15 protein-coding genes and 3 pseudogenes are annotated in these 23,627 nt (G+C 60.5%); 10 read left to right on the forward strand and 8 right to left on the reverse strand.

What is annotated here, in order from left to right; genetic code table 11:
• Window positions 1-194: 194 nt before the first annotated feature.
• A pseudogene (locus AB4Y36_RS36355) lies at window positions 195-527 on the forward strand (protease pro-enzyme activation domain-containing protein); the annotation flags it as partial.
• Between the two features lie 65 nt (window positions 528-592).
• Here AB4Y36_RS36355 and AB4Y36_RS36360 read toward each other — a convergent pair.
• The 4 genes from AB4Y36_RS36360 to AB4Y36_RS36375 all read right to left on the reverse strand — a co-directional run bounded on the left by AB4Y36_RS36360 (window position 593) and on the right by AB4Y36_RS36375 (window position 6,007).
• Window positions 593-2,197 (reverse strand): AMP-binding protein, encoded by a 1,605-nt coding sequence (locus AB4Y36_RS36360; protein WP_368685535.1) that lies wholly within the window; start codon window positions 2,195-2,197, stop codon window positions 593-595.
• A gap of 70 nt (window positions 2,198-2,267) precedes the next feature.
• Window positions 2,268-3,509, reverse strand: a complete 1,242-nt coding sequence (locus AB4Y36_RS36365) for a thiolase family protein (RefSeq protein WP_368685536.1) — start codon at window positions 3,507-3,509, stop codon at window positions 2,268-2,270.
• Window positions 3,510-3,585: 76 nt separating this feature from the next.
• The gene (locus AB4Y36_RS36370) at window positions 3,586-4,701 is read right to left on the reverse strand and encodes a trans-acting enoyl reductase family protein (protein WP_368685537.1); all 1,116 of its coding nucleotides are present in this window, start codon (window positions 4,699-4,701) and stop codon (window positions 3,586-3,588) included.
• A 49-nt stretch (window positions 4,702-4,750) separates the two neighbouring features.
• Window positions 4,751-6,007 (reverse strand): acyl-CoA dehydrogenase family protein, encoded by a 1,257-nt coding sequence (locus AB4Y36_RS36375; protein ID WP_368685538.1) that lies wholly within the window; start codon window positions 6,005-6,007, stop codon window positions 4,751-4,753.
• Window positions 6,008-6,389: 382 nt separating this feature from the next.
• Here AB4Y36_RS36375 and AB4Y36_RS36380 point away from each other — a divergent pair, with 382 nt between their 5' ends.
• On the forward strand, window positions 6,390-8,981 hold the full coding sequence (locus tag AB4Y36_RS36380) for a LuxR C-terminal-related transcriptional regulator (RefSeq protein ID WP_368685539.1): 2,592 nt from the start codon (window positions 6,390-6,392) through the stop codon (window positions 8,979-8,981).
• 824 nt (window positions 8,982-9,805) lie between these two features.
• On the opposite strand, the pseudogene AB4Y36_RS36385 reads toward AB4Y36_RS36380, so the two are convergent.
• Window positions 9,806-9,949: pseudogene (locus AB4Y36_RS36385) on the reverse strand (aminotransferase class I/II-fold pyridoxal phosphate-dependent enzyme); the annotation flags it as partial.
• 131 nt (window positions 9,950-10,080) lie between these two features.
• Here AB4Y36_RS36385 and AB4Y36_RS36390 point away from each other — a divergent pair.
• From AB4Y36_RS36390 to AB4Y36_RS36400, 3 genes and pseudogenes are all read left to right on the forward strand, one after another.
• Entirely contained in the window at window positions 10,081-11,151 is a 1,071-nt protein-coding gene (locus tag AB4Y36_RS36390; protein WP_368685540.1) for an SDR family NAD(P)-dependent oxidoreductase, read from the forward strand.
• A 1,119-nt stretch (window positions 11,152-12,270) separates the two neighbouring features.
• Window positions 12,271-13,715 (forward strand): annotated as a pseudogene (locus AB4Y36_RS36395) (IS1182 family transposase).
• A gap of 794 nt (window positions 13,716-14,509) precedes the next feature.
• Window positions 14,510-15,085, forward strand: a complete 576-nt coding sequence (locus AB4Y36_RS36400; RefSeq protein WP_368685541.1) for a GNAT family N-acetyltransferase — start codon at window positions 14,510-14,512, stop codon at window positions 15,083-15,085.
• Window positions 15,086-15,665: 580 nt separating this feature from the next.
• Here the strand turns inward: AB4Y36_RS36400 and AB4Y36_RS36405 are convergent.
• Complete coding sequence (locus AB4Y36_RS36405) at window positions 15,666-16,613, reverse strand: cation diffusion facilitator family transporter (RefSeq protein ID WP_368685542.1); 948 nt, start codon at window positions 16,611-16,613, stop codon at window positions 15,666-15,668.
• A 337-nt stretch (window positions 16,614-16,950) separates the two neighbouring features.
• On the opposite strand from AB4Y36_RS36405, the gene AB4Y36_RS36410 reads away from it, so the two are divergent.
• Window positions 16,951-17,244, forward strand: coding sequence for a cytochrome b (locus AB4Y36_RS36410; protein ID WP_368685543.1), 294 nt, complete (start codon window positions 16,951-16,953; stop codon window positions 17,242-17,244).
• A gap of 263 nt (window positions 17,245-17,507) precedes the next feature.
• On the opposite strand, the gene flgB is transcribed toward AB4Y36_RS36410, so the two are convergent.
• Both flgB and fliE read right to left on the reverse strand, forming a co-directional pair.
• Window positions 17,508-18,005, reverse strand: a complete 498-nt coding sequence (gene flgB / locus AB4Y36_RS36415; protein WP_368685544.1) for a flagellar basal body rod protein FlgB — start codon at window positions 18,003-18,005, stop codon at window positions 17,508-17,510.
• A 150-nt stretch (window positions 18,006-18,155) separates the two neighbouring features.
• Window positions 18,156-18,494, reverse strand: a complete 339-nt coding sequence (fliE, locus tag AB4Y36_RS36420; protein WP_368685569.1) for a flagellar hook-basal body complex protein FliE — start codon at window positions 18,492-18,494, stop codon at window positions 18,156-18,158.
• A gap of 778 nt (window positions 18,495-19,272) precedes the next feature.
• Between fliE and AB4Y36_RS36425 the strand changes: the two genes are divergently transcribed.
• The 4 genes from AB4Y36_RS36425 to AB4Y36_RS36440 are packed head-to-tail and all read left to right on the forward strand — an operon-like array spanning window position 19,273 to window position 23,581.
• On the forward strand, window positions 19,273-19,905 hold the full coding sequence (locus tag AB4Y36_RS36425; protein WP_368685545.1) for a hypothetical protein: 633 nt from the start codon (window positions 19,273-19,275) through the stop codon (window positions 19,903-19,905).
• Entirely contained in the window at window positions 19,902-21,884 is a 1,983-nt protein-coding gene (locus AB4Y36_RS36430) for an integrase (protein ID WP_368685546.1), read from the forward strand. Before AB4Y36_RS36425 ends, AB4Y36_RS36430 begins: the two co-directional genes overlap by 4 nt.
• 25 nt (window positions 21,885-21,909) lie before the next feature.
• Window positions 21,910-22,887 (forward strand): AAA family ATPase, encoded by a 978-nt coding sequence (locus tag AB4Y36_RS36435; protein ID WP_368685547.1) that lies wholly within the window; start codon window positions 21,910-21,912, stop codon window positions 22,885-22,887.
• Window positions 22,888-22,894: 7 nt separating this feature from the next.
• On the forward strand, window positions 22,895-23,581 hold the full coding sequence (locus AB4Y36_RS36440) for a hypothetical protein (RefSeq protein ID WP_368685548.1): 687 nt from the start codon (window positions 22,895-22,897) through the stop codon (window positions 23,579-23,581).
• Window positions 23,582-23,627: the final 46 nt, after the last annotated feature.

The following is a 23,627-nucleotide window of genomic DNA, read 5'->3' on the forward strand; positions in this document are numbered from 1 at the left end:
GTTGCGACCTACTGGCCGACCCGGCATACCATGCCGCTGCCTCCATCACATGATGGAGGCAGCGTTGGCGGCGCGCATATATCGTTCAAGTGTATCGCTCGCCAGAAGCAGCTTGAATGTCTACCTCTAACCGCCCACCCGTCCCTCCCAATTACCGGCCAGTCAAAGGAAGTGAGCGCAACGCACGGACTGGCATGCGCGTGGTTGGTCCATCGGATCCGGCGCAGAAGCTCTCGGTCACGGTCCTGCTGCGGCGGCGTCCCGACGCCCCGCCCTTACCCGATCAGGCGCTTTGGCAAGCCAACCAGATCGCCCGTCGCAAGTACCTAACGCGTGAGGAATTTGCCGAACGCTATGGTGCCTCGCCGGCCGATATGGACGCCGTGAGCAGTTTTGCCAGAGCACAGCATCTGACGGTCGAGAGCACCAACATCGCGAGGCGTTCGGTAGTCGTCTCAGGCACGGTCGCACAGATGAGCGCCGCCTTTGCGGTCGAACTGCTTCAGTATGAGTCGGATTCGGAGACATATCGTGGGCGCGAGGGCCCGGTCCTGTGCAGACATGGAACCGGGAAGCTAGCGCGTTGTCGAAGTCACGCCTGCTCAGTGAACACGTTGCCGGGCTGCCCCTCGAACATTTCGACGAGATACCGTTCCAGCGGCTTTTCCGACGCGGTCTTTGGTATTTCCGGCACCACTTGCACCCACGAAATGACCGAGCTCGCTTCCAGCTTTGCGCGACAGGCGCGGAACACCTGCTGCGGGTCGAAGTCGTTGGCGCGCTTGGGCACGATGGCTGCCACCAGGTCTTTCTCGCCTGGCGCACCGGACGCGCCCCTCACGCCATAGACGTAGACGTCCTCGACGGCCCCCGACTCGGCAATCACCTTCTCGATTGGCGCCGGGTTGATGAACTCACCGTTGTGGCGAATCCCGCCGCCCTTGCGGTATTCGAAGAAGAGCCAGCCGTTCTCGTCCTCACGCACGACGTCGCCCATGTGCAGCCACCCGCCCTTGCACTTCTGCGCCGAAGCCTCCGGATTGCCGAAATATTCGACGTTGAACGGCAAGCCGTCCGCCGGCCTGAACAGCAGTTCGCCCGGCACGCCCTTCGCGCAGTCGTTGCCGTCGTCGTCGATGATCCGGTGCTGGAGGCTGGGAGCCGGCTTGCCGATGCTGCCAATGGGACCCACGCCGAGCGGCTTCACGGTGATGCCGCCTTCGGCCGCACCGTAGAACTCGACGATCCCCACGCCGAAGCGTTTCTCGAACGCCTTCCAGATCGCAGCCGGCATGCCGGCTGAAATCACGAAGCGAACGGGGTTGTCCGCGTCATCAGCTTTCGTGGGTTCGCTGTAGATCGCCGTCGTCATGCCGCCGAGCAGCGTGAACGTGGTGCAGCGATATTGGCGCGTGATGTTCCACAGGCGCGACTTTGTGAAGCGGCGCGACAGAACGGCGCGCATGCCCGCCGTGAGCGACGCGCCAAGCGTCACGATCTGGGCGTTGGCATGCGTGAGCGAGAGTCCGGAGTACGGCCTGTCGTCGGCTGCATAGCCGAACAGCGCCGAAACCGCCGCCGCCGTCGCGCAGTAGCGCTGATGCGTCATCACGATCCCTTTCGGGTCGCCCGTCGTGCCGGACGTGAAGATCAGTTGCATAGCGCCTGCCGGGTCCCGAGCCATGACGGGCAAGTCAGGAACATGCGCAGGCAACAACGCGTTCAGGGACGCGACGCCAGGGAAATCCGCCAGCGGCTCGCCACCCTCATCCGTTTCCAGTGCGATCACCCAGGACAACCCGGCAAGCGAGCGGCGCACGTCCATGAGGTTCTCGAGCGTATAGTCCGCGGCGATCACGCCACGGCATTGCGCCTGTTCGAGCATGTACGCGAGCTTGTCGCCTTTCGCGCGTGGATCGATCGGCACGAATACGGTGCCCGAAATCGACGCGGCAACCATCGCATCCACGAATTCGGCGTGATTAGCCATCAGCAATGCGAAATGATCGCCGGGACGCAGACCCTGATCGATCAAGACCTGCGCGAGCCGCTGCCCGTTTTCCCAAAGCTGCCGGCAGGTGCGCACTTCATCGGGCCGCGCGCCGGCGCCTTCGACAGTGAGCACGTCGAGGTCCGGCATGGTCTCGACGCGGTTGGCGATCAACGCCGCCAACGTGGTTTCCGGTCTCGTGCTCATGGCACACAGTCTCCTTTATTTCCTTGCTGCTTCCGCCGTTCTTGTGCGCCGCTCACGGCCGCACGGGAGTTCATCGGCCGAGAATCGTGATGCTGGCCACTGCCTCTTCCACACCGCACAGACCGCCACCATTTTCAGCGATCGCGATGCACGCGCCCTTCACCTGGCGGGCTCCCGCATCGCCGCGCAATTGCGTGACGAGTTCATGAATCTGGCCCAGCCCGGTGGCGCCTATGGGATGACCCTTCGATTCGAGACCGCCGGACGGATTGATGGGAATCCGTCCTCCGATGGTGGTCTCGCCGCGCTCGGCGCATATGCCACCCATCCCGAGATCGCATAGCCCGAGCACCTCGGACTGGATGATTTCGCCGATTGCCGTCGCGTCATGCACCTCGGCCACCGACACGTCCTTGGGCGCCACGCCGGCCTGCTCATACGCCTTCGACGAACCGAGCCGGACCAGATGCTGGTCGAACCCCGCGGCCGGCCGATCGGTGCCCGTCTGGAGCACGGAGGCGAGCACCCGAATGGCCCGCGAGCGCCGGCCCTTGAGCATCGCGAGCCCCGCCTCGCTGCAAACGATCGCCGCTGCCGCCCCGTCGCTGACCGGCGAGCACATCGGCAGCGTGAGCGGATACGTGATCGGCGGCGCGCCGAGGATATCGTCAATCGTGTAGGCATCCTGATATTGCGCCAGCGGATTGTGAATCGAATGCCCGTGATTCTTCGCCGATACGGCGGCGAATTGCCGTTGCGTGGTGCCGAACTCGCGCATGTGCATGCGGCCCATCGAAGCGTAGATGTCCATGAATACGCTATAGGGCTTCGTCGATACGCTACCCGCGGGCGGCTCGATGCCGTGGCCCATTTGCAGCAGCCTGCGCTTGCCGTTCTCCGTGTCGTGCACATCCCACGCGCCGTCGAACGAACTGAACGTGCGCGCCTTGTCTGGGGAGAACATCTTCTCCGCGCCCACCGCCAGCACGATATCAGCGGCGCCTGCCTTGACGTAGTTCACGGCAAGATGAAACGCGGTGCTCGCGCTCGCGCAGGCGTTTTCGACGTTGATCACGGGAATCCTGTCGATACCCATCGCACGCAACGCAAGCTGGCCGCGAATCATGTGCTGGCCCTCCATATGCCCCTGCGTGGAGTTGCCAAAAAACGCCCCCTGCACCTGCCTGCTGTCACAGCCCGCGTCTGCGAGCGCTCGCTCCACCGCCGCGCGCGTGAGCTGCTTGATGCTCGTGTCCAGATGCTTGCCGAAGGGCGTCATGCCAACGCCCGTGATATACACTTCGCTGCTCATCTCTTCTCTCCAACGCCGAGTTCCCGGCGCCACGTGCACCATGTACGCCAGGCCCACGTGGCGTTCGCCGCTGCTGTCAAACGCTCTTCACCTCGTAGGACAGGTAGCCTTCCTCCGCCAGCGCGCCGACAAGGTTGCGCGCACCGAATGCCCGCGCCGGCGAGACAAAGCCGACTGCGTGCAATTGATTTCGCAGCACGCGGCGCACGGCTTCCGCACCGAGCACACCCGTTTGCGCATACGGAGAATTGCCACGCAGAATCACGCTGACTGAATTCGTATTGCCCCGCCCCTGGCACGAAAGCGTGCAGCGGTTCGCGTCCGGGTTCTCGCGCGCGGGCTCGACCTGGGTCACGGCCTTGCCCCATTCGTTGGTGACTTCTTCCTGTTTGGCAGCGTCGAGTGTCCGGCACTCTGCCTCGAACTTCATCAGCAGGCCGACCACGGCGTTAAAGCGCTCTTGGTTGCGGAACGAGACGAGCGTCTGGCAATTGCGCACGCGCGGATCGTCTGCGTACCAGATTGGCTCGCCACCGCCGCCCCACGGCAACGCGTTCAGCAGCACGTGCTCGCCGGGCACATGAACCTGGTACGGCGTGGCCCATGGCCATTGCACCAGCTCGTTGTTGCGCAGGAAGAACTGCGGCCGCGTGCACATCCGCAGAAAGGACATCGTCGACGCGACACTGACTTCGGAGTCGCCGAGATACACTACGTCGAGGGTATCGATGCCCTGCGTTTCCAGCGCAATCTCGGCAGCCAGATTGCCTTCGGTCCACATGTACGAGTTGCCCGGACACAGCGCCAGACCTTTCGCCGCAAAGACCTCGCCATAAGCCTCTTTGAGCAGCGACATCCAGTCGGTTTCGCCGGTCGTGTCGAAGTAGTGGCAGCCCGCTACAAGGCTTGCTTCGACTACGGGCCGCCCCAGCTGCATGAACGGCCCGACGATGTTGATCACCGTTTTCTTGCCGTGAAAGAGTTCGGCCAGCGCCGCCGTTTCATGCTCAACGCTAACGCACTGGTAGTCATGCCCTGCCAGCTCTGGCACCTTCGCCATCTCCTCCTCGAGCCGCGCCTTGTTACGACCGGCGGCAATAAACGGGATTCCGCGCTCGGCGAGCTTCCACGCAGTCAGCTTGCCGGTATAGCCACTCGCTCCGTAGAGCACCACGTCGTATTGCGTTGCCATTTCCTTGTCTCCTTCCGCTTTATTCAAATGTGTGAGCACAACCTGTCGTTCAAAGCAGTTCCGGGTCGATCAGGTAATAGCCACCCTTGATCGCAAGGACTTCGTTACAGCCATCCTCGATCAGCGAAGCGCGTGCATCGCGCCAGATCTTTTCGATCGGATAGTCACGCGTCAGTCCGTTGCCGCAAAAGATCTGCAGCGCGTCGTTGGCGACCTCGAACGCGGTCTGGGTCGCCGTGATCTTCGACGTCATCGCTGCGTGCAGCGACGGCTGCTGCGCCGTGAAGTTGTAGTGCACGACGCGCTGTGAGAGAGCGCGTGCCGCCTCCACCTTCCGGAACATGTGAAAGAGCCGCGACGCGACTGACTGGTGGCGGATGATCGGCAATCCGCCCTGCTTGCGTTCATGCGCATAAGCATGGGCAAGTTCGAAGGCCGCGCGCGCGGTGCCGGTGAACACGGCGCCCATGATCGCGTTGGCAAATGTGTGGATCGCGTAGACGGCGTCGAGATACTGGTCGGGGCCGGCGAGGACGTGATCCTTCGACAACCTGACGTCTTCGAAGAAGAGCTCGCCCTGGTTGAGCGCGCGCTGGCCGATCTTGTCGAGTGGCTTGCCACGCGATACGCCTTTGGCGTCCAGCGGAACGATGACCACCGCGCCGCGCTTCGTGTCGACGCCATCGCCGCTGTCCGCAGCGCAATAGAGAATGCACACTTCCGCTGCAATGCCGTTGGACACCCACGCCGACTTTTGCCCGTTGATGATGACTTCGTCGCCGCGCAGCGTCGCGACGCAATTGGGGCGGCCGTACGTACCCTGCGGATGGAAGATCATGCCGTTCGCGTCGAGCATGTCGGACCCGTGATCGGGCTCCGTGATCGCCCAGCAGCCAAGCTTGTCGTCCGGCGTGAGCGAGCGGCAGAACGTGTTGCCGAGCACTGCACTCAACAACGCGGGAAGGAGCCCTGCGCCGTAGGTGATGGCGAGCCCGGCGTCGCCCCAGCCCAGTTCCTCGAAGAGGATGCACATCGTCTTCGCGCGCTCGGCAGGTTCGAGCTCGAGTAGCCCATCGACGCCGAACCCGAGCCCGATGACCTTCTTGCGAGCCTCCCAGTATGGCGAGCCCGGTGCGATGACCTGTTCGGGCGTCATGCGGTCGAGCTGGATGCCCGTGGGGCGCATCACTTCCTCCGCAAAACGATGAACCGTCTGTTGGACCATCTGGCCCATCTCGGACAACTCCGGCTCCGCGCCGAGCGGCCCGAGCTTGTGAACGGCGATGGGTTGATTCGTGGCTGACATGTCTCCTCCTTCGAGGCTAGTGGGAGTATCATTTTTTGAACGACGCATCGATCCCGTTGCGCGCTGACCGAACTTCAAGGAGTGACCGATTCGCGGGTTGCCTGAACGTTGGTGCTTCCATGAGTTGATAGTCGCTTTGCGCGGCGCTTGACCCTAGCCCCCGTATGGGGGAGCACGACCGCGCAAACAGGGGGCGCAGTCAGGGTGAACCCGAATACCCGCAGGTACTCCCGCAATTGCTCATTACAGTCCGGAGACAGCCCTGAACACGTCAGCTTTGTTCCCCGCCACGAAGGTTTTGCCGCCACGATCGCCCGCGCGCCTGGTCGACCGTCCGAGGTTGATTTGTCTTGCTGACGAGGCCGGAAACAAACGGCTCGTCGTGATCAAGGCGCCCGCCGGTTTCGGCAAGACGTCGCTGGCGCTGGTATGGTTCGAACGATTGCGCATGGGCAACGCACAGGTCGCATGGCTCTCACTCGACCCCGACGACGACGAACCGGCGCGGTTCCTCAATCATCTGGCGCATGCACTCAGGCATGCCTGCAGTGGTATCGGTGCATCAGCGATCGGCCTGACGGCCCAGGCGTCGCTCGTTCCCGCGCAAACGGTCGTGTCCACGCTGATCAACGAGCTCGTCGACGTGGGCGATGAGGTGTATCTCTTCCTCGATGACTATCACGTCATCAGCCTTCCTGCGGTTCACGATGCGTTGTCGTTTTTCGTCGAGAACGCTCCAGCCAACGTTCACGTGGTGATATGCACCCGCACAGATCCCGCGCTCCCGCTCGCACGATTGCGTGCGTACAACGAGATACTCGAGATCGAAGCGCCGATGCTGCGCTTCACCTTCGACGAAACGCAGCGCTTCGTCGAATCCGAATGCCCGGGAAAACTCGCCACCGCTGACGTCAAGTCGCTCTTTGCCAGCACCGAAGGGTGGGCCGCGGCGCTGCGCATTTCCACATCGGCGCTCTCACACGAAGCATTCAAGCCGGGGCGTGAGTTCATCGCGCCATCAGGTGCCTCACGACACTTCGCGGCCTATCTGGAGGACATGCTCGAGCGCCTGCCAGCAGAAACGGTCGCGTTCATGCTGCGAACGTCGATACTTGACCGGTTAACAGCGTCACTGTGCGAGGCCGTAACAGGCGTGGCGGCGAGCCAGCGCACACTGGAAGACGTGGCCGCGCACCAGCTATTGCTTGAACCGATGGATCTCGAAGGACATTGGTTCCGCTATCACCATCTGATGCGCGAGTACCTGCACCAGCGGCTTCAAAGGCAATATCCCGTTGAAGTGGCTGAACTTCATCGCCGCGCTTGTGCGTGGTACACGGACCATGAACTCTGGACGGACGCAGTCCGACACGCGATCGCTTCGGGTGCTACCGAAGACGCGCTTGCGTTGATGGGCCATTGCGCAATGGCCCTCGTCAGGAATGGAGACCTGCTTACGCTACTTGGCTGGCAGCGCCATTTTCCTGTTCAACTGATGCGCGCGCAAACGAGGATTTCGCTGGCGATTGCATGGGGCATGGCACTCGCAATGCGCTTCGAGGAGGCGCTTGTGATGCTCAAGGAACTTGAGCACGACGCGCAAGACGGGTGTGCCGATTCGGGAGCGATTCTTCTGGAATGCCAGGCGATACGCTCAGTTGTCGCCGCGCTTCAGGACGACGCGCTAAGGGCGCTCGTGCTGGCTCAGGGCTGTCTCGCGCAGCCGTCGACCGATGTCTGGACAACAAACGTCGTTTCCAACGTCGTGCGTTTCGGGCAGTGGAAAGCAGGCAACCTCGAAGCGCTCTACGCGACTCCCTGGATCCCCTATTCAATCGACGAAGATCAGCGCAACATGTTTTCCTCGGTCTATCGCCTTTGTCTGCTCGGCCATGCCGAAATGCAGCAGATGCACTTCCCACTGGCGGAGCGGTACTTCCTCGATTCCATGCGGCTCGCCGAGCGATACGCCGGTCCCCAATCCACCTCGGCGGCGTTGTGCGCGCCGATGATCAGCCAGATACGCTACGAACAAGGCCGGCTGGACGAAGCGGAAGCCCTGCTGGTCGATCTCATGCCCGTTATCGACGCCGTGGCCTTTCTTGACTGCGTGTTGATCGCGTACCGGGTACTCGTGCGGATCGCGGTTGCCCGGTCCAACCTTGGTCAGGCCTATGCGCTGCTGGATCGTGCCTATGCACTGGGTCATGCGCGCGGATGGGACCGGCTGACAGCCGCCGCTCTTGTGGAGCGGACACGGCTCTATCTCGCCGAAGGACGGATTACGGAGGCCAGCGTGTGTGTTTCGCAGCTGCATCAGCTTGCCGCGTCGGTAGGTAAGCGCACGCAGTTGGTTTCGCCCGAGATCGAGACGTACCGGGCGATCGCCGCAGCGCGTTTGTCGATCGCGCAGAAACGGACGCAAGATGCTGTCGGGTTATTGAATACCGCGTTGCGCAGTGTCGAAAATCGTCGCAATGATTATCTCGCGTTGCATTTACGAATTGAGCTATCACTCGTCGCGATGGCGACGGGAAAGCGAAACCTCGCGATTGCGGCGTTTCGCGATGTGTTGACCACGGCAGCGTCCGCAGGCATCTTTCGGTCTATTCTCGATCAGGGACCGGAAATCGGGCCGCTGCTACTCGCCCTGCGCGAAGAGGGGTCCAGCCCCCCCAACACAGCCGACGCAGCGCCCTATATCCACGCTCTGCTCGACGGCTGGCACGCGCGCTATGAGCCTGAGTGCAAACCTCACCGTGACGCGCAAAGGGACTCGTTAAGCCCAAGGGAACGCAGCATCGTCGCGTTGATCGCCCAAGGACAGTCGAACAAGGAGATTGCACGCACCATCGGCATCACGCCAGAAACCGTCAAGTCTTATTTGAAGAACATCTTTGTGAAACTGGGCGTCGAAAAGCGTGCGCAAGCGGTCGCGCGCGCGCAGGAACTCGGGCTAATGGAACGTATCTAGACATCACGTACGGGTGCGACGTGAAGTTGCATAGGAAATTGTTTCTGTTGGTCTCGGCCAGCATGCGTTCTCGGTATCGAGTTGGTATGAAGCCGCCGGGACAATATAGAACCTATCAGAATTTTGTGTGCAAGGCGGTTTAACACACCCTAACCAGGGTCATGCGCTCCGGCGTGGACCGCGTCTCGCGCGCACCCTTCGTCCCAACCCGCTTGCATGGAGGAGCCGATACCATGAGCGCCACCGTCGCCCATCACGCACGCTGCCCGATTCGGGGCGCCTGCGCTCGTGTCGTTCTACCCCGGCAGCCGGACCGTGCCCATCGGCGCGGAAGGGGGCATTGCTTCGAGCAGATGCGCTGGCTGCTTGGCTGGCACTGCTCGACGCAGTGGGAGACGTCGAAGAACTCGCCAGCGCGAGTCATCCGCATGCTTCGCAATGCGACGCGTGGGCTGCGTGATGAGTGTTTCGCGGATCATGCGGGTCGAAGCGCGCGCCTTTACGATTCCTACTGACAGTCCACTTTCGCGCACTGCTCGAAACGTATGCCGTGAATGGGGAGCGGTGGCGCCGGGAATTCAGACAGGTCGGTAAGTGGAAAAGCCGGGGACGGGAGTCGGTCATACTGGCCGGCGACAAGGAACCAGAAGATGACGAAACGAAACCGACGGACACGCTCACCGGCGTTCAAGGCAAAGGTGGCACTTGCGGCGCTCAAGGGCGACAAGACGCTTGCCAGAGATGGCCTAGAAATTTGACGTCCATCCGAAGAAGCAGTTGCAGCAGCAGGTTGCCTCCCACCGTTCGATCAAGCTGACCGTGCCTAGCGCAGAGAGTTCGCTCTGAGTGTAGACAGCACCGGTCGGATTGTTGGGCATGTTCACGACAAGCCACTTCGTGCGAGGCGTAATCGCAGCCTCAAGCAATTCGGGCGTCAGCTTGAACCCGTCCTCCTCAGGGCCCGCGACCCCGCTGTCGCAAATCAGATTTGCGGCGTCGAGCCTTGCTTGCCTCGCGTGTTCCCGCAAGACTATTCGCTGCCTCTACCGTCGTAGGGTGCGGCACGTCGAAAGGACGTTTCATCGCTCAGGAGCATTGCATGGCAACAGTCAAAAGCGAAACGAATGATAGTACCCAGCGCCCCGATTCGTCCCGGCGCAAAGTGATCATGGGGGGCGGCATGGCCGCCGCGACGATGCTCTTTGCCGGGGTTGCGAAAGCCGAACCCACATCCGGTCGGAACGCAACCGTCGACGGTATTCCGGTGCCGATGCCGCCCGAGGATAAAACGGCCGGACCGATCGTCGCCGGGCGCGACACCAAACTGGCGGGCCGGGTCGCGGTCGTGACCGGTGCCGCGCGCGGCATCGGGCGTGCGATCGCTGTCGAATATGCGGCGAACGGTGCTGATGTGATCGCCATTGATATCGCGGCGCCCGTAACCTCGGCCTCGAGCGCCGTACCGGCGACGCCGGACGATCTCGCGGAAACGATCAGGATGATCAAGGCGTACGGTGGCCGCGCGGAAGGCATTCGCGCGGACATCCGCGATGTTGCAGCACTCCGTGCCGTCGCGGAAGGTATCAACGAGCGCTTTGGAAAGATCGACATGGTCGTTGCCAATGCCGCGGTGCAGTATTGGAAGCCACTTCTCGAGCTACAGGACTCCGAATGGCATGATGTCATCGACAACAATTTGAACGGCACGGCGAACACGATACGCGTATTCGCTCCGAAGATGGTGGCGCGCAACTACGGCCGCATTATCGTCATCTCCTCAATGCAAGGGCGCCACGGCTCGAAGGACGCTGCAAGCTATTCGGCTTCGAAGTGGGGTATCTTTGGCCTGATGAAGTCCGCCGCACTCGAACTTGGCCCCTACAACATCACCGTTAACGCGATCACTCCGGGGCTCGTCGGCACCGCGCTTACGTTCTACGACGCGCGGCTTTCGGAGAGCATCGGCGAAACCGGCTATCACAAGCCGAACGGTCCGTTGACGCCGCAAGAGGCCTGGGACCGTCGCGCAGCAACCATGCCGCTGGGTGTCGCATGGCTGCAGCCGGAAGACATTTCGCCGGCCGCCGTCTACCTTGCGTCAGAAGGTGCCGCGATGATCACCGGAGCAGAAATCGAGGTGACGGGCGGTGACAGCGCGAAGAGCATCTGACGCCCCGGCGCGTAGTCATCATCCACGACCGCGCTCGTTCCGCGGGAAGCGGCAAGATCCGCAAACTCCTCGTTCGTCTTCGCTCCATCGCATCGATTAGGGAACTTGCCGCCAGTAGGTGATGGACGACACCCTTGTCATTGAGCTTACGCACCCGCGAATGTTTCGCTCGTGCGTAAGCACCGCAGATCCGCAATACAGGCTCATTTCCGGCATGGCCGCAATTAAGCGGTATTGAACAATACGTCACCTGGCTGACGGCTGCTCGGTACCGTTTCCATCTGCATCAGTTCGCTACCTAATTCGATCGCAACGGCATCCGGTTACGGGCTGTTTCGCCAACTTTGATCAGCGGGTTCATTGCCGAGTGTGGCCCATGTGTTGCGTGGACAACGCTCCGGAACGCCTGCGGAACGTTGCAGGTCCTGCAGCGCTATGTATCGGGAAGGAGTCACGTCACGGGACCTGAGCCCGATCGTCGAGTTTCCGCAATCATATCGACATACAGGTATCCCGCGATCTATCAGCCGGGGTCAGGTCGAGCAGGTTCTGGCGAGCGTTGACCGCCGTTCGCCCTGTGGCAGGCGCAATTACGCGATGTTGTTGCTGCTGTCTACATACGGGCTGCGGGACTGCGGAGTTGCCTCGCTAAATTTGGACGATATCGACTGGCGAAACGAGCGGTTATGAATCCGGGACCGCAAGACACGCAACACCACCACGTATCCGCTTTCGGAAGTTGCCGGATCCGCGATCGTCGACTACCTCAAGAATCGCCGACCGGCCACACCGCATCGTGAGATCTTCATGCGCATGTCGGCACCGCTTGCTCCAATTGGCCACGCGGCCGTGGTGTGCCGGGCTGCCCACTTTATCCGCAAGGCGGGCATCAGCGTTCCACGTGCCGGCTCGCACGTATTACGGCACAGCTGCGTACAGCGCTAGCTGAACGCTCATTTCTCACTCAAGCATATCGGTGACTATATTTGTCCGCGCCGACGGATTTTTGAGCCAAGTGGCTCAATTCTCGGTCGGCGTAAACATCTGTGCGGCCGAGGGTGTGTCAAAACCCCGTGCGATCGCCTAGACTGAATCAACCTGTTAGCGCGAGAGGCGGAGATGGGGCGATTTGTCGAAGGTGCAAACCGCAATCAGGCCGCTTTGCTGCCGGAATGTCTCGAAGACTTTATCGCCGAAGACAATCCCGTCCGGATAGTCGACGCATTTGTGGACGAGCTCGATCTCGCTTCCATGGGATTTGAAGGCACCACTCCCGCGATCACGGGCCGACCGTCTTACCATCCTGCCGTTCTGCTCAGACTCTATATCTACGGCTATCTTAATCTCGTGCAGTCGAGCCGACGCCTTGAGCGGGAGTGCCAGCGCAACGTCGAGCTGATGTGGCTGACCGGTCGCCTCGCGCCGGACTTCAAGACGATTGCAGAGTTCAGACGCAGCAATGGCGCCGGCATTCGCAACCTATGCCGACGCTTCGTGGTGATATGTCGCGACCTGAAGCTCTTCACGCAAGCAGTCGTTGCCATCGACGGCAGCAAGTTCAAGGCGGTGAACGGTCGTGACAACAACTCCACTCCATCGCAAGGCGTCAGGAACAGATCGAGCAAAGCATCCAGCGCTATCTGGATGCCCTGGAGACGGCTGATCGCACGCAACCAGCTGAGGTGGAAGCGAAAACCGAACGGCTACGGGAGAAGATCGAGACGCTGCGCGAACAGATGCGCGATCTGGATCGGGCCGCAGAACTGTTGAATGATTTACCGGAAAAGCAGGTTTCGCTGACTGATCCCGATTCACGCTCGATGATGTCGCAAGCCAAGGGCACAGGTGTGGTGGGCTACAACGTTCAGGTGGCTGTCGATACGAAGCATCACCTCATCGTGACCCACGAAGTTACGAACGTCGGTGGTGACCACGCGCAGCTAAGCCCGATGGCCAAGGCCGCACGCGATGCGATGGGCAAGAAGACAATCAGGGCACTGGCTGATCGCGGGTACTTCAGTGCTCCGGAAATCAAGGCGTGCGATGACTCGGGTATTGCGGCGCTGGTGCCAAAAACACAGACCTCCGGTGCAAAGGCAGATGGACGTTTCGATCGGGCCGACTTCATCTACATCGCCAAAGACGACCAATACCTATGCCCAGCGGGGCAACGGGCGATTTACCGATTTACTTCCGTCGAGCGCGAAACACCGATGGCCCTGCGTACTTACTGGAGCAGCGCTTGCCCGAAATGCCCGATAAAGAACCGGTGCACGCCGACCGACTACTGGCGTATTCGACGATGGGGACACGAAGTCGTGCTTGAGGCGATGCAGTCCAGGCTGGATCGTCAGCTCGACGCCATGACGATGCGGCGGCGGACGGTCGAGCACGTGTTCGGCACGCTCAAGCACTGGATGGGTTCGACGCACTTCCAGACGCGCGGACTTGGCCATGTCGCTGCTGAAATGAGTTTGCACGTGCTGGCCTACAACCTAAAACGGGTCATCAGGATTCTCGGGTTCGCAAAGACGACGAGTGCAATGAAGCTCGCAGGCGCGTGACCTCCCGCGCGTCGATGTCGTTTGCCAGTAAAAACGATCACGTCACCTGCCTGCGTCTCGGTCTAACGCGACTGCGCGCCCAACCGGGCGTCACCGGTCGGCCGTAATGCGCGTTTTTACACGGCCTCGGCCAACAAGAGACGATCGAGGTGAATTGGTGAATGGACGACCTTCGGCGCACAGTGGACCGATGCGGAGATTGGGCGGTTAGCCGACTCGCGTGAGCAACATCCGTTAGTGTCGCCGCTTGGCTGTCGGCAGGGTCGACGAATTGGCAGTGGGTAGCGCCGCAGGGAGCGCTTTTTGCGTTCCGCTGCATTCCGCGATACGGCAAACAATGGGCCTCAGATCTCTGGCGACAAAGGTGCGAACGGCTCGACGAGAAGAATTGGCAGCAAGCGGTCATCCTAGCACTCCGACTCCGACTCCATCACCACACTGCGCGTTAGCGGGGACCTGCGAGTATCGTTCCGCGCCCTCTGGTTACGACAGGTTACATAGAGTGGTCTTCGTAAAAGATGGTAAGTATCCGCGCTGAGGCGCCGAAAAACTCGGCCGACTTTGCTGCTATGCTTCATTCAGTCGCCCAGTTCAGCCGTGTTTTGCCCGCGTAACCCAACAACGGACTCTGAATTCCGCTCCACAGACCCGCAAGCGCGCACTCTGATTGCCTCGTGGTCATGCTGTTGCAAGTCGCGAACTATGACAGCGGTAGGCGCTTCTATCCGAGTGCCGAAAGCTTGCTGCACTGTGCCGGTCGTTTTCATCGAAGCTAGTCAACGCGCGACGAACCAATGCCTCCACTCTTTACCAAGGTCGAAGTTTCTAAGACAGCCCGGGTTCAGCTTCGCCCGATCGAGATGTCCGACGCCCAAAGGATATTCGAAATCTGGTCCGATCGCGAAGTGATGCGCTTTTACGACATAGCGCCACTAGACAGCATCGAAGATGCCAGGCTGCTTGTCTCAGCTATGGTCAAAGAGCTGGCGGAAGGATTAAGTGTGCGCTGGGCCGTCGTATCGAATTGCGGCATGCGTTTCATTGGCTCATGCGGGTTTAGATTCGATACCAAGTTCTATTCAGCAAGTATTAGCTTCGAATTGGAACGTCACTCATGGCGACAGGGATTAATGCGCGAAGCTCTAAACGCGGCGATCGCCCATGCATTTGACCACTGGCAAATCAACCGTATCCAGGCGGTAACGAACCTCGACAATTACGCCTCGATTGGACTTCTAAGAAGTCTGGGATTTGTGGAGGAAGGTGTGATGCGGCAATGGGGTTACTGGAAAGATGCATTTCATGACGTCCATCTTTTCTCCCGGATCAGGGCCGATCAACGGGCAATGCAGACATCACTGCCTTCATGAGGGTCACATGTCGACGGTCGCGCGCAGGCTGTTCCACTGTGATGCTCACTCTACAGGCTCAGTTCATTGCGATAAGTGTCACACGTACTGCTGGGCTAATGGAGAATCGATAGTCCCTTCAAGGTGATTACACGTTCGTATAGATGCGTCCACCGGCGGTGAACATAGTGTGGTGTACGACATGTGCTTCCGGCAATAGCTCGCTGTTCAGAGGCGCTGCTGCACCGGTCTTCGGACGTAGCGAAGACGGTCCAATGGGATCGCACTCGGTGACTCAGCACCGTCACCGGATGCGGACCGACTCGTCGCGCAACCGAATGCCCACATCCCAGCAAGGTCCCACCGCTCCGCTGAGCTAGTTCAGTGACGCTTGCGGGTTTCGGATTCAACCGACCGGTTGAATCCGCAGCCAGCTAGCGCTATTTTTGTCGTGCATTGAGCACTCCCCCCAAGAACGACTCTTACTCACCGGAGAAGAGACGACCACTTGCCTGTTCATGGCCGTACGTCATTGTGGTGGCTAAGGCCGAGCGCACACCCTGGAACTGGCTCGGCTCCTGCGGAGGCCTGTCTACCTGAATCAGCTCGATAGGCGAAGTGCAAGTTCGCGGCGATTAATGCTTACCTCTTCGAGCGTCGGTTCGCAAACAGGGTCTATGTGCGCCATGACGTTCAGGACCGGATGTTTCTCGACAAGTTCGCGCTGCACAGCGGTCGAGATGTCGTGCGCCTCCACGAGCGACAACCCTGCATTCACTTCCAGGTGAACGTCCACCACGATCATGTCGCCCATCTTGCGCGTTCGAAGGTCGTGGAAGCCCACGATGCCGGGCATTGCCGCCAGCGTCTCGCGAATCGCAGCGACCTCGTCCTCGTCTGCTGCGCGATCCATGAGGTCGTTCAGGGCGCCCCACGCAAATTGCCATCCCATGCGGGTCACCATGACGCCCACGATAAGCGCCGCGACAGGATCGAGAATCGGGTAGCCGAGCAGGCTGCCGACAATGCCGACAGCTGCAACCAGCGACGACGCGGCATCCGACCGCGCATGCCAGGCGTTCGCGGCTAACATGCTCGACCTAACACGTTTGGCAACGGCGAGCATGTAGCGGAAAAGCACTTCCTTGGCGACAAGCGCGGCTAATGCAACCCACAAGGCTGCTACATGCACGCGCGGGATCGCCTCGGGATGGCGGAATTTCACGACGGCGGTCCAAAGCATCCCAGCGCCGACAGCAAGTAGAAGCAGTCCCAGAAAGAACGACGCGGCGTTCTCGAAGCGTCGATGTCCAAAAGGATGGTCGTCGTCCGGCCCCTTCCTGCTTTGTTGACCAGCGACGAGGACAACAAAATCCGAAATGAGATCTGACAGCGAATGGACACCATCGGATAACAAAGCCTGCGACCTCGCAACGACGCCGAGAATGATTTGAGCAATTGAGAGGATCAGGTTCACGCAAACACTTACCATGATGCTGCGCTGGGTCGCCGCGTGATGCCCGGTTTCGATCGTGTCTTTGACGCTCATGGGTCTGGCTCCGCACGTCTCCGACTGCGCGCGGAGACCGATAAAATCAACGCGCGAATTATCACATAGTCGATCAAAAATAACCCTATAAACCTTTGATTATTATATAAATTTAAACGAAAACGATTCGCAATATCCTTTTCTTTAGTTATCCTCGCGACAGGACGTCAATCCATTGCTGATTTGAATCTATGGCCAGCCCGAATCACGCTCTACTTAAAGGACATTCTGTAGTAGAAACAATACGAATTCCGCGTGCCGAAAGAGCGACACCGTAAGCTTGCGCTAAGGGTTCTATGACAAAATACATGCGCGTTAAATTCTTCGATGGATAGGAATGTCCGACGTCGCGCAACATGGCAGCCAGACTTACGGGCTCGTCGCACGCCTTCCTCACTGGCTCATCGTAGTCCTGGTCGCAGCGCAATTCGTTCTGGGCTGGACGATGTCCGAAGTCGACCGCGACACGCAACGGGTCGGCCTCATTGCGTGGCATCTTGCGGTCGGCGCTGCACTGATCGCGGCCATGGCTGTACGAATCGTCTGGCCGTTCATTCACCGGCCGCCTCGTGGCAGCCTGCCACCGCTCCTAGATGCTGCAACGGATAACGTTGTGATCGGCTATTTGTAGCAGCGGATGTTCGCTTTCGCACGCGCGACGAAATCCGGGACTTGACAAAAAATGACCGGCCACCGGCGCCACCAAGTTCTCAGCGGCAGGGCTCGGCGGCTCAACCAACGTCCCGGAAAGACATTAAACTTCGACATACGTCTGAGCGATTTCAGCAAGTCGTTGCATCGACCGGTTGAATCCGCAGCCAAGGTCTGCCCTTCAGCCTTGTGTTCAGCCGGACGATCAAGAGTCAGTTAGCGCCCTGCAGCGGAGGTGCTGCGCTAGTCGCCGCCTGACGTGATTGCCGACTGCAACGTCTTTACTTCTCCTGACACGTCCGTAAGAAGCGATTCGAAATGCACCGTGTTGTCCGCAAACTGGACGCGCTCTGTGTCAAGGTCCACCGTGTTGCCGTCGAGTGCTGGCTGTATCGGAATTCGGTATAGCAACGGGCCGTCGTCATCGGCCAGTCCGCCCATTGCGACGAGCGCCGTGTCGCCGGCGATGTGACGGGGTTGCGTCAATGCCATCGTCACGCCGCTTGTTATGTTGGCAGCCCCCATCATGGGCAGCGCAGAGCCATTCGACGGACCCGAGCCCACCGTGCCGTCGCTCCGTCGCAGAGCTCGGGCAAGAGAGGACGCGAAATCGACATCGCGCGCCTTGTAGCCTGGCGTGTCCGCGTTCGCGATGTTCGAGGACATTAGTTCTTGTCGGTACGAGCGGACATCGAGCGCCTGTTTGTCAAAGGCGAAGGCCGCATCGAGCTTATCTAGCATCAAAGTCCCTTACGATTGATCGGGCGTGCAAGGCGTCACTGACCTTTAATTCCGGCAACTGAGAAGGCCCCGAGTCCGTAATAACTTTTGGCAAATCGGTCGGGCATGCCCAAGACTCAAATTCAAGGCTTCCAGAAGGCCGACGTTTCACTACAACTGCGTCTGCATGATGTCGGTATAGGCGCTTACGAGTCGGTTGCGGATTTGCAATGATTGCTGAAACAAAATGCCGGCCTTCGCGCCGTCGATCATCGCAGAATTGAGCGAGACGTTCGACGCGCCAAGTTCGAACGCATGCATCTCACCCGTAGCCGATGCCTGACTGGCGCTTACCTTCGCGAGCGACTGTTGAAGCAGTTCCGTGAAGCTACCCGGGCTGGTCGCGGACGAGGCCGACGCCGACGAGTCCAGCGACTCCGGATTCGTCGCTTCATTCGCCATTGCTTGCATCTGCTGCAAAGCAGATGTGAACGGATTTACCAGTACCATCACTATCTCCCGTCGTTGCGGCGCGGGCAAACGTAACCTGCTTAAAGCTGCGCATGGTGCGAGCTGGTTTCGTCTGTAGGAGCCGCTCTTGGCCCGCGTACAAGAGTGGGGGTCATTATTGACGGTTCTTCATGACGCCAAGGGGACGGGCCAATTACAACTTTGTTATCTTGATCGCAACTACTATGACAATGCGTTACCGAACGACGACTCAACACAGCCATGTGCGCTGCAGTGAGGGTCCAACGCAAGCAGGCATGGAGCCAACAGTCCTCTCCCGTGCGATAACTAAGTGGCGCGATGGCTGCAGCAACTGCCGGCCTGTTCAATGGTGGAGTTTATTCAACGACGCTCCGTGGAAAAGAGAATGGGTGGCGTGGTTAGCAACCGAACGACATTGCGCCGTTCAAAACCGCTCACACAGCCTTGCCTGACGAGCCTTCCGGCCGGTCTGATGATATTTGCAAGGTCGGCGCTTCAAAAACTGCCGCTTGGTGTAACGGAGTTTGCGTACGCGTGCATCGCGTTATCGTCTGCCGGTTCCCGTTGGTTCGATGTAGCAACGACGCATACTTTCGTCCGACGTCAATCACGAATCAGGCGTAGAACAAAGCAAAGATGTCAATTCGAAATCCTTGAAGCGTAAGGATTTCGCACGCCGAATTGACGACTTTATTTGCAGTCTCAACGAAATAAAATCGTCAATTCGCATAAATCCGCATTAAATTCGTCAATTCGCGTTCTAGACTTCGAATCCCGCTCCTAAGGTCTTGATCTTATGGACGTTCCTGTGCACCTGATGCAGCCGGTCGCGATCGCGCGAGCGCGCGGCGCACACCGCTTCGAAGTCTTCAGCCCGAAGCTCAAACGCCGGCTGACGCTCGACCGACGCTGCGCCGTCGATCAATGGTTCGTGCTCGAATCCGATCCGACCGTCCGCGCCTTTTGCGAGCGCCCAGGCTTTGTCCAGTTCGATGGCCGGCGATATCTCGTCGATTTCCACGTCCGCTACGCTGACCGTCATGAACTGCTGCTCCTGCCCGATCCGGTCATCGTCGAAGACGGCAAACCTCGCGCGGTCATTGATGCCAGTGCGATGACTGTGCGCCACGTCGAGCCCGCGGAGCTGGCGGCCTCGCGCATGTGGGTCGACAACTGGCAGCGCATGCTGCCGTGCCTGATCGCCACACGCGGTCTCGTGCCGGCTTCGCTGCTCAACTCGATCGAGCGCTTCGTTGCAACGTCTCAAGCATTGCTCGACATCGAGCGAGAGTTCTCAACGGGTGACCCCATTATCGTGCGCGCCGCCTTGTTCGGCCTGTTGCATACAGGCCGCGTGACAGCACCCGAGTTGCGCACCGAGCCACTTTCGTGGCTCACGCGCTTTGCTGCTGCCGAGGCACGCTCATGAGTCGCCGCAAACCCGAACTGCAAGCACTCGACCTGACGACCTGGCCGACCGTGGCGTGGACCGAGTTCGATGCGCCCACGCGCAAGTGCATCAAGCTTCGGATGCAGGCAATCGAGCGTTACGCGCGCGGCGAACCTGTCAAGGACATCGAACATGCGACCGGAGTAAATCGCCGGCAGCTCTATCGCTTGCTCGAACGGGCGCTCGAACTGCATCGCGACGGGCGCATCTATGGGTTTCGCGCGCTCATCGCGCATGTACGCGTGACGGAGTACGTCCGTGTGCGCCCCGTCACCGTACAGGGCGAGCGGGGCAGCCGTGGCGCCGTAGGCGCCCTCTCACAACTGTTTGAGCGTTACCCTCCCCTCGCCGGCTGGCTTCGGCTGCAGCTCAAGCAGCGCCGCATCAAGCTGGATCAGCGCCATACAGATGGCGCTCTGCATACGCGCCTGCGCGGCCTGCAAGCATTGCACACTGAATTCCTGCAGCAGTGCCGGCAAGTGGGCCTGACGGCGGCGGACTATCCGTTCAATACGGCAGGCCAGGCGATTCGCTCCCTCTCGGCGTGCGTGAAGGCGGAGCTGCTAGGCAGTTTCGGTACTGCTGCGCGCGCGGCCGGCGCCTCGCACCTCAAAGGCTTGCCTCGCCCCGATGATCAGGCAGGCGCGCCACCGGCAAGCCGCCCCTATCAGGTCGTCGAATTCGATGGTCACAAGCTCGACATCCGGCTCAAGGTCGTCGTGTCCGATCCACTGGGCTTCGCGCACGAGTTCGAAATCGAGCGGGTCTGGCTGCTTGTCATCATCGACGTCTGCACGCGCACGGTGCTCGGCTACCACCTTGTGCTCGCGCGCGAGTACAGCCGCTACGACGTCATCAAGACCATCGAGAAAGCGCTTGAGCCCCACCCCGCGCGCATCTTCAGCATTCCCGGTCTCGCATACGGAACACACGACGGGTTTCCCTCCCAGCGTCTGCCCGAGCTGGCCTACGTGGCGTGGGAGTGGATGAAGCTCGACAACGCGAAGGCGAATCTCGCGAGCGACACGCTGGCCGCGCTGTGCGAATTTGTCGGCTGCAGCGTAGACGCCGGTCCCCACTATAGCCCGGACGAGCGACCTTATATCGAGCGCTTCTTTGGCACGGTCGCCTCTCGCCTGTCTTCGCGACTGCCCGGCTACACCGGTTCGCACCCGCGCGATCTGCGTCGGGCGCTGGCCGATCCCAAGGGCAATCTGCGCCTCTACGTGTCGCTCGACGAGTTGGAGGAACTGATCGAATATGCGATCGCAAGCTACCACGGGACTCCACATGCAGGCCTGAATAGCATCACGCCGCTCGAAGCGATGACGTATTTCGTGCGCGGCAAACAGCAGCTGCTCACCTGGCTTCCTGAGCAGCACCGCCGAACGTTGTGCCTGATGCAAACGGCCAGGCGCTGCCGCGTGCGGGCTTATCTCGAGCAGGGCGTGCGCCCGCACATCAACCTGTATCGGGTCCGCTACACCAACCCCGTGCTCGCCTGCAGCACGCACCTGATCGGGCAGCCGCTGCTCGTCTACATGAATGCGGACGATTTGCGTTGTGTGCGCGCCTTTCTCGCCGACGGCACCGAGCTCGGCGTACTTGAGGCGCAAGGGGCGTGGCGCGTCGTACCGCACAATCTCAAGCTGCGCCAAGAAATTCTGAAGCTACATGGCGACAAGCGCGCCCGTCCGCTCGCCTCCAATCCCATCGAAGCATACATACAAGCCAAGCTTGCCGAGGCCAGGAAGACCCGCAAGGCCGCCTCCGACCTCGCTCAGGCGATGCGCGTGCTCGCCGCAGCACCCATGGTACGCGTGCCGCCAGGTCCCGTGACATTGGCCAAGATCGCCGCGCCTGCGGCGTCGCTGGCCGCTGCGCCGAACGCCGAAACGACCCCGCCTGCGAATGTGCGTCCCCGCAAGCTCACCATCGGCACCGGACAGGTTTTCTAACGCTGTCGTTTGCAAGGGAGGCCCCATGTCGCCGCAAATCCCGCGTCCGATCGACCCGTCGCTGCACCCGCTCGTCACTGGCAATTACCGCATCGCCACACCCGCGATCGAGGCGTTCCATGAGCTCGTCACGCGCTGCCTGCGCTACCGGATCATGGGGGCGCTCATTTACGGCCCCTCGCGCATTGGTAAAACCCGCGCAATCGAGTACGTGCGGCTCATGCTCGCGCGACAGCATCCGAAGATGACGACCTTCCACGCGCAGTGCGAGCACAAGCCGCGGCACGCCGAAGGTCCATTCTTCGTGAACTTGCTGGAGGCCGTTGGCGATCACACGCCGAACTCCGGCACCAATCCGGCCAAACGCATGCGCCTGACGCTGCGCATTCGCGAGGCCGCCGCCCGCGCCGGCAGCAGCACGGTGCTGCTCTTTTGTGACGAGGCGCAACGCTACAACGAGAACGAATACGAATGGCTGCGTGATGTGCACGACGCCCTCGATCGTCAGCACATCAAACTCTTTACCTTTCTCGTCGGCCAGGAGGATCTGCTCGCTCAGAAGACGGCGCTGCAGGTCGCCGGCAAGACACAGATTGTCGCGCGTCTCATGGTCGAGGAATTCGCCTTCTGCGGCATCCGCAACGCCGAAGATGTCGCCACGTGCCTGGACGGCTACGATCAGACAGCCTACCCGGAGGGCAGCCAGTGGAGCTTTACCCGCTTCTACGTGCCGCAGGCGTTTGACGCCGGCTACCGCCTGATCAACGACGCCGGTGTGCTGTGGCAGGCGTTCGAGGCAGCGCACCACAAGGCGAGCTTGCCGGGCCGGCTCGAAATCCCGATGGAATCGTTCGCACGCGCCGTCGAAATCGTGCTCAAGGACAGCGAACTCAAAGATGCACCCGGTTACTGTCCCACGGCAGCATTGTGGGCTTACTCCGTGCAGCATTGCGGCTACGTCCAATCCCGCCATGCCACCGGACGCGTGCTTGTCACGGCGTGATGCCGCAGTGCTCAAGCCGCCACGCTTTCCGATTCTGACGTTTGACGAGCGGCAACTCTCGCTCGCGTTCGGCAGCGTGATTAACCTCAAGTGGCTGATGCCCGGGGAATCCCTCCTCTCGATCCTGTGGAAGTTCGCATGTGCCAATTCGCTGCCCAGCCACGTGCTCGTTCAGTTGTTGAGCCCCGAGGTTGACGCGTCTGAAGGCGTGGCGCCGGTGCGCGACGACATCGACCTCATGCGCCTGCGCTGCATCCTCCGCCTGCCCGAGCACATCTTGCGCGCCTCGTTGCTCGATGCGGCACGCTCAGGTCGGTATCACGCGACGTTCCGGTATTGCCGACAGTGCGTGGCGCACGGTTACCACAGTGTGCTGCATCAGCTCGAGGATGAAGATCGCTGCCCGGCGCATCATCAATCGCTCGAAACGCGCTGTCCGCACTGCCGAGGCGAGACGCCTTACATCGTCAACACCAGCGTGATCGAGGCACCGTTTCGATGCGTCTGGTGCCGTTCACACTTCAGTTATGGGCGTCTTTCGCTCCTCTCGACCACGCCTGCGATGCGCAGGCAGGACCGCATCGCCCTGACTCGCCGATTGCGTCTGCGTTTGGGCAACGGCATCGACGCAGCGGTCGCTCACGGGCCGATCGCTGCCCCCCTTGTTAACACCTGTACGACGCCAAGCCGGTGACAACTTTAATTCGTTTTCCGTAAACGTTTGAATTTACGGCGATTTT

This window comes from Paraburkholderia sp. BR10936, assembly GCF_040965735.1.
Lineage (GTDB): Bacteria > Pseudomonadota > Gammaproteobacteria > Burkholderiales > Burkholderiaceae > Paraburkholderia > Paraburkholderia nodosa_A.

Coding starts and splice junctions, on each gene's coding strand:
- AB4Y36_RS36435 (WP_368685547.1), top strand. CDS start 21,910: ATGTCGCCGCAAATCCCGCGTCCGATCGACCCGTCGCTGCACCCGCTC.
- AB4Y36_RS36360 (WP_368685535.1), bottom strand. CDS start 2,197: ATGAGCACGAGACCGGAAACCACGTTGGCGGCGTTGATCGCCAACCGC.
- AB4Y36_RS36400 (WP_368685541.1), top strand. CDS start 14,510: ATGCCTCCACTCTTTACCAAGGTCGAAGTTTCTAAGACAGCCCGGGTT.
- AB4Y36_RS36375 (WP_368685538.1), bottom strand. CDS start 6,007: ATGTCAGCCACGAATCAACCCATCGCCGTTCACAAGCTCGGGCCGCTC.
- flgB (WP_368685544.1), bottom strand. CDS start 18,005: ATGCTAGATAAGCTCGATGCGGCCTTCGCCTTTGACAAACAGGCGCTC.
- AB4Y36_RS36425 (WP_368685545.1), top strand. CDS start 19,273: ATGGACGTTCCTGTGCACCTGATGCAGCCGGTCGCGATCGCGCGAGCG.
- AB4Y36_RS36370 (WP_368685537.1), bottom strand. CDS start 4,701: ATGGCAACGCAATACGACGTGGTGCTCTACGGAGCGAGTGGCTATACC.
- AB4Y36_RS36390 (WP_368685540.1), top strand. CDS start 10,081: ATGGCAACAGTCAAAAGCGAAACGAATGATAGTACCCAGCGCCCCGAT.
- AB4Y36_RS36410 (WP_368685543.1), top strand. CDS start 16,951: ATGTCCGACGTCGCGCAACATGGCAGCCAGACTTACGGGCTCGTCGCA.
- AB4Y36_RS36365 (WP_368685536.1), bottom strand. CDS start 3,509: ATGAGCAGCGAAGTGTATATCACGGGCGTTGGCATGACGCCCTTCGGC.
- AB4Y36_RS36430 (WP_368685546.1), top strand. CDS start 19,902: ATGAGTCGCCGCAAACCCGAACTGCAAGCACTCGACCTGACGACCTGG.
- AB4Y36_RS36405 (WP_368685542.1), bottom strand. CDS start 16,613: ATGAGCGTCAAAGACACGATCGAAACCGGGCATCACGCGGCGACCCAG.
- fliE (WP_368685569.1), bottom strand. CDS start 18,494: ATGGTACTGGTAAATCCGTTCACATCTGCTTTGCAGCAGATGCAAGCA.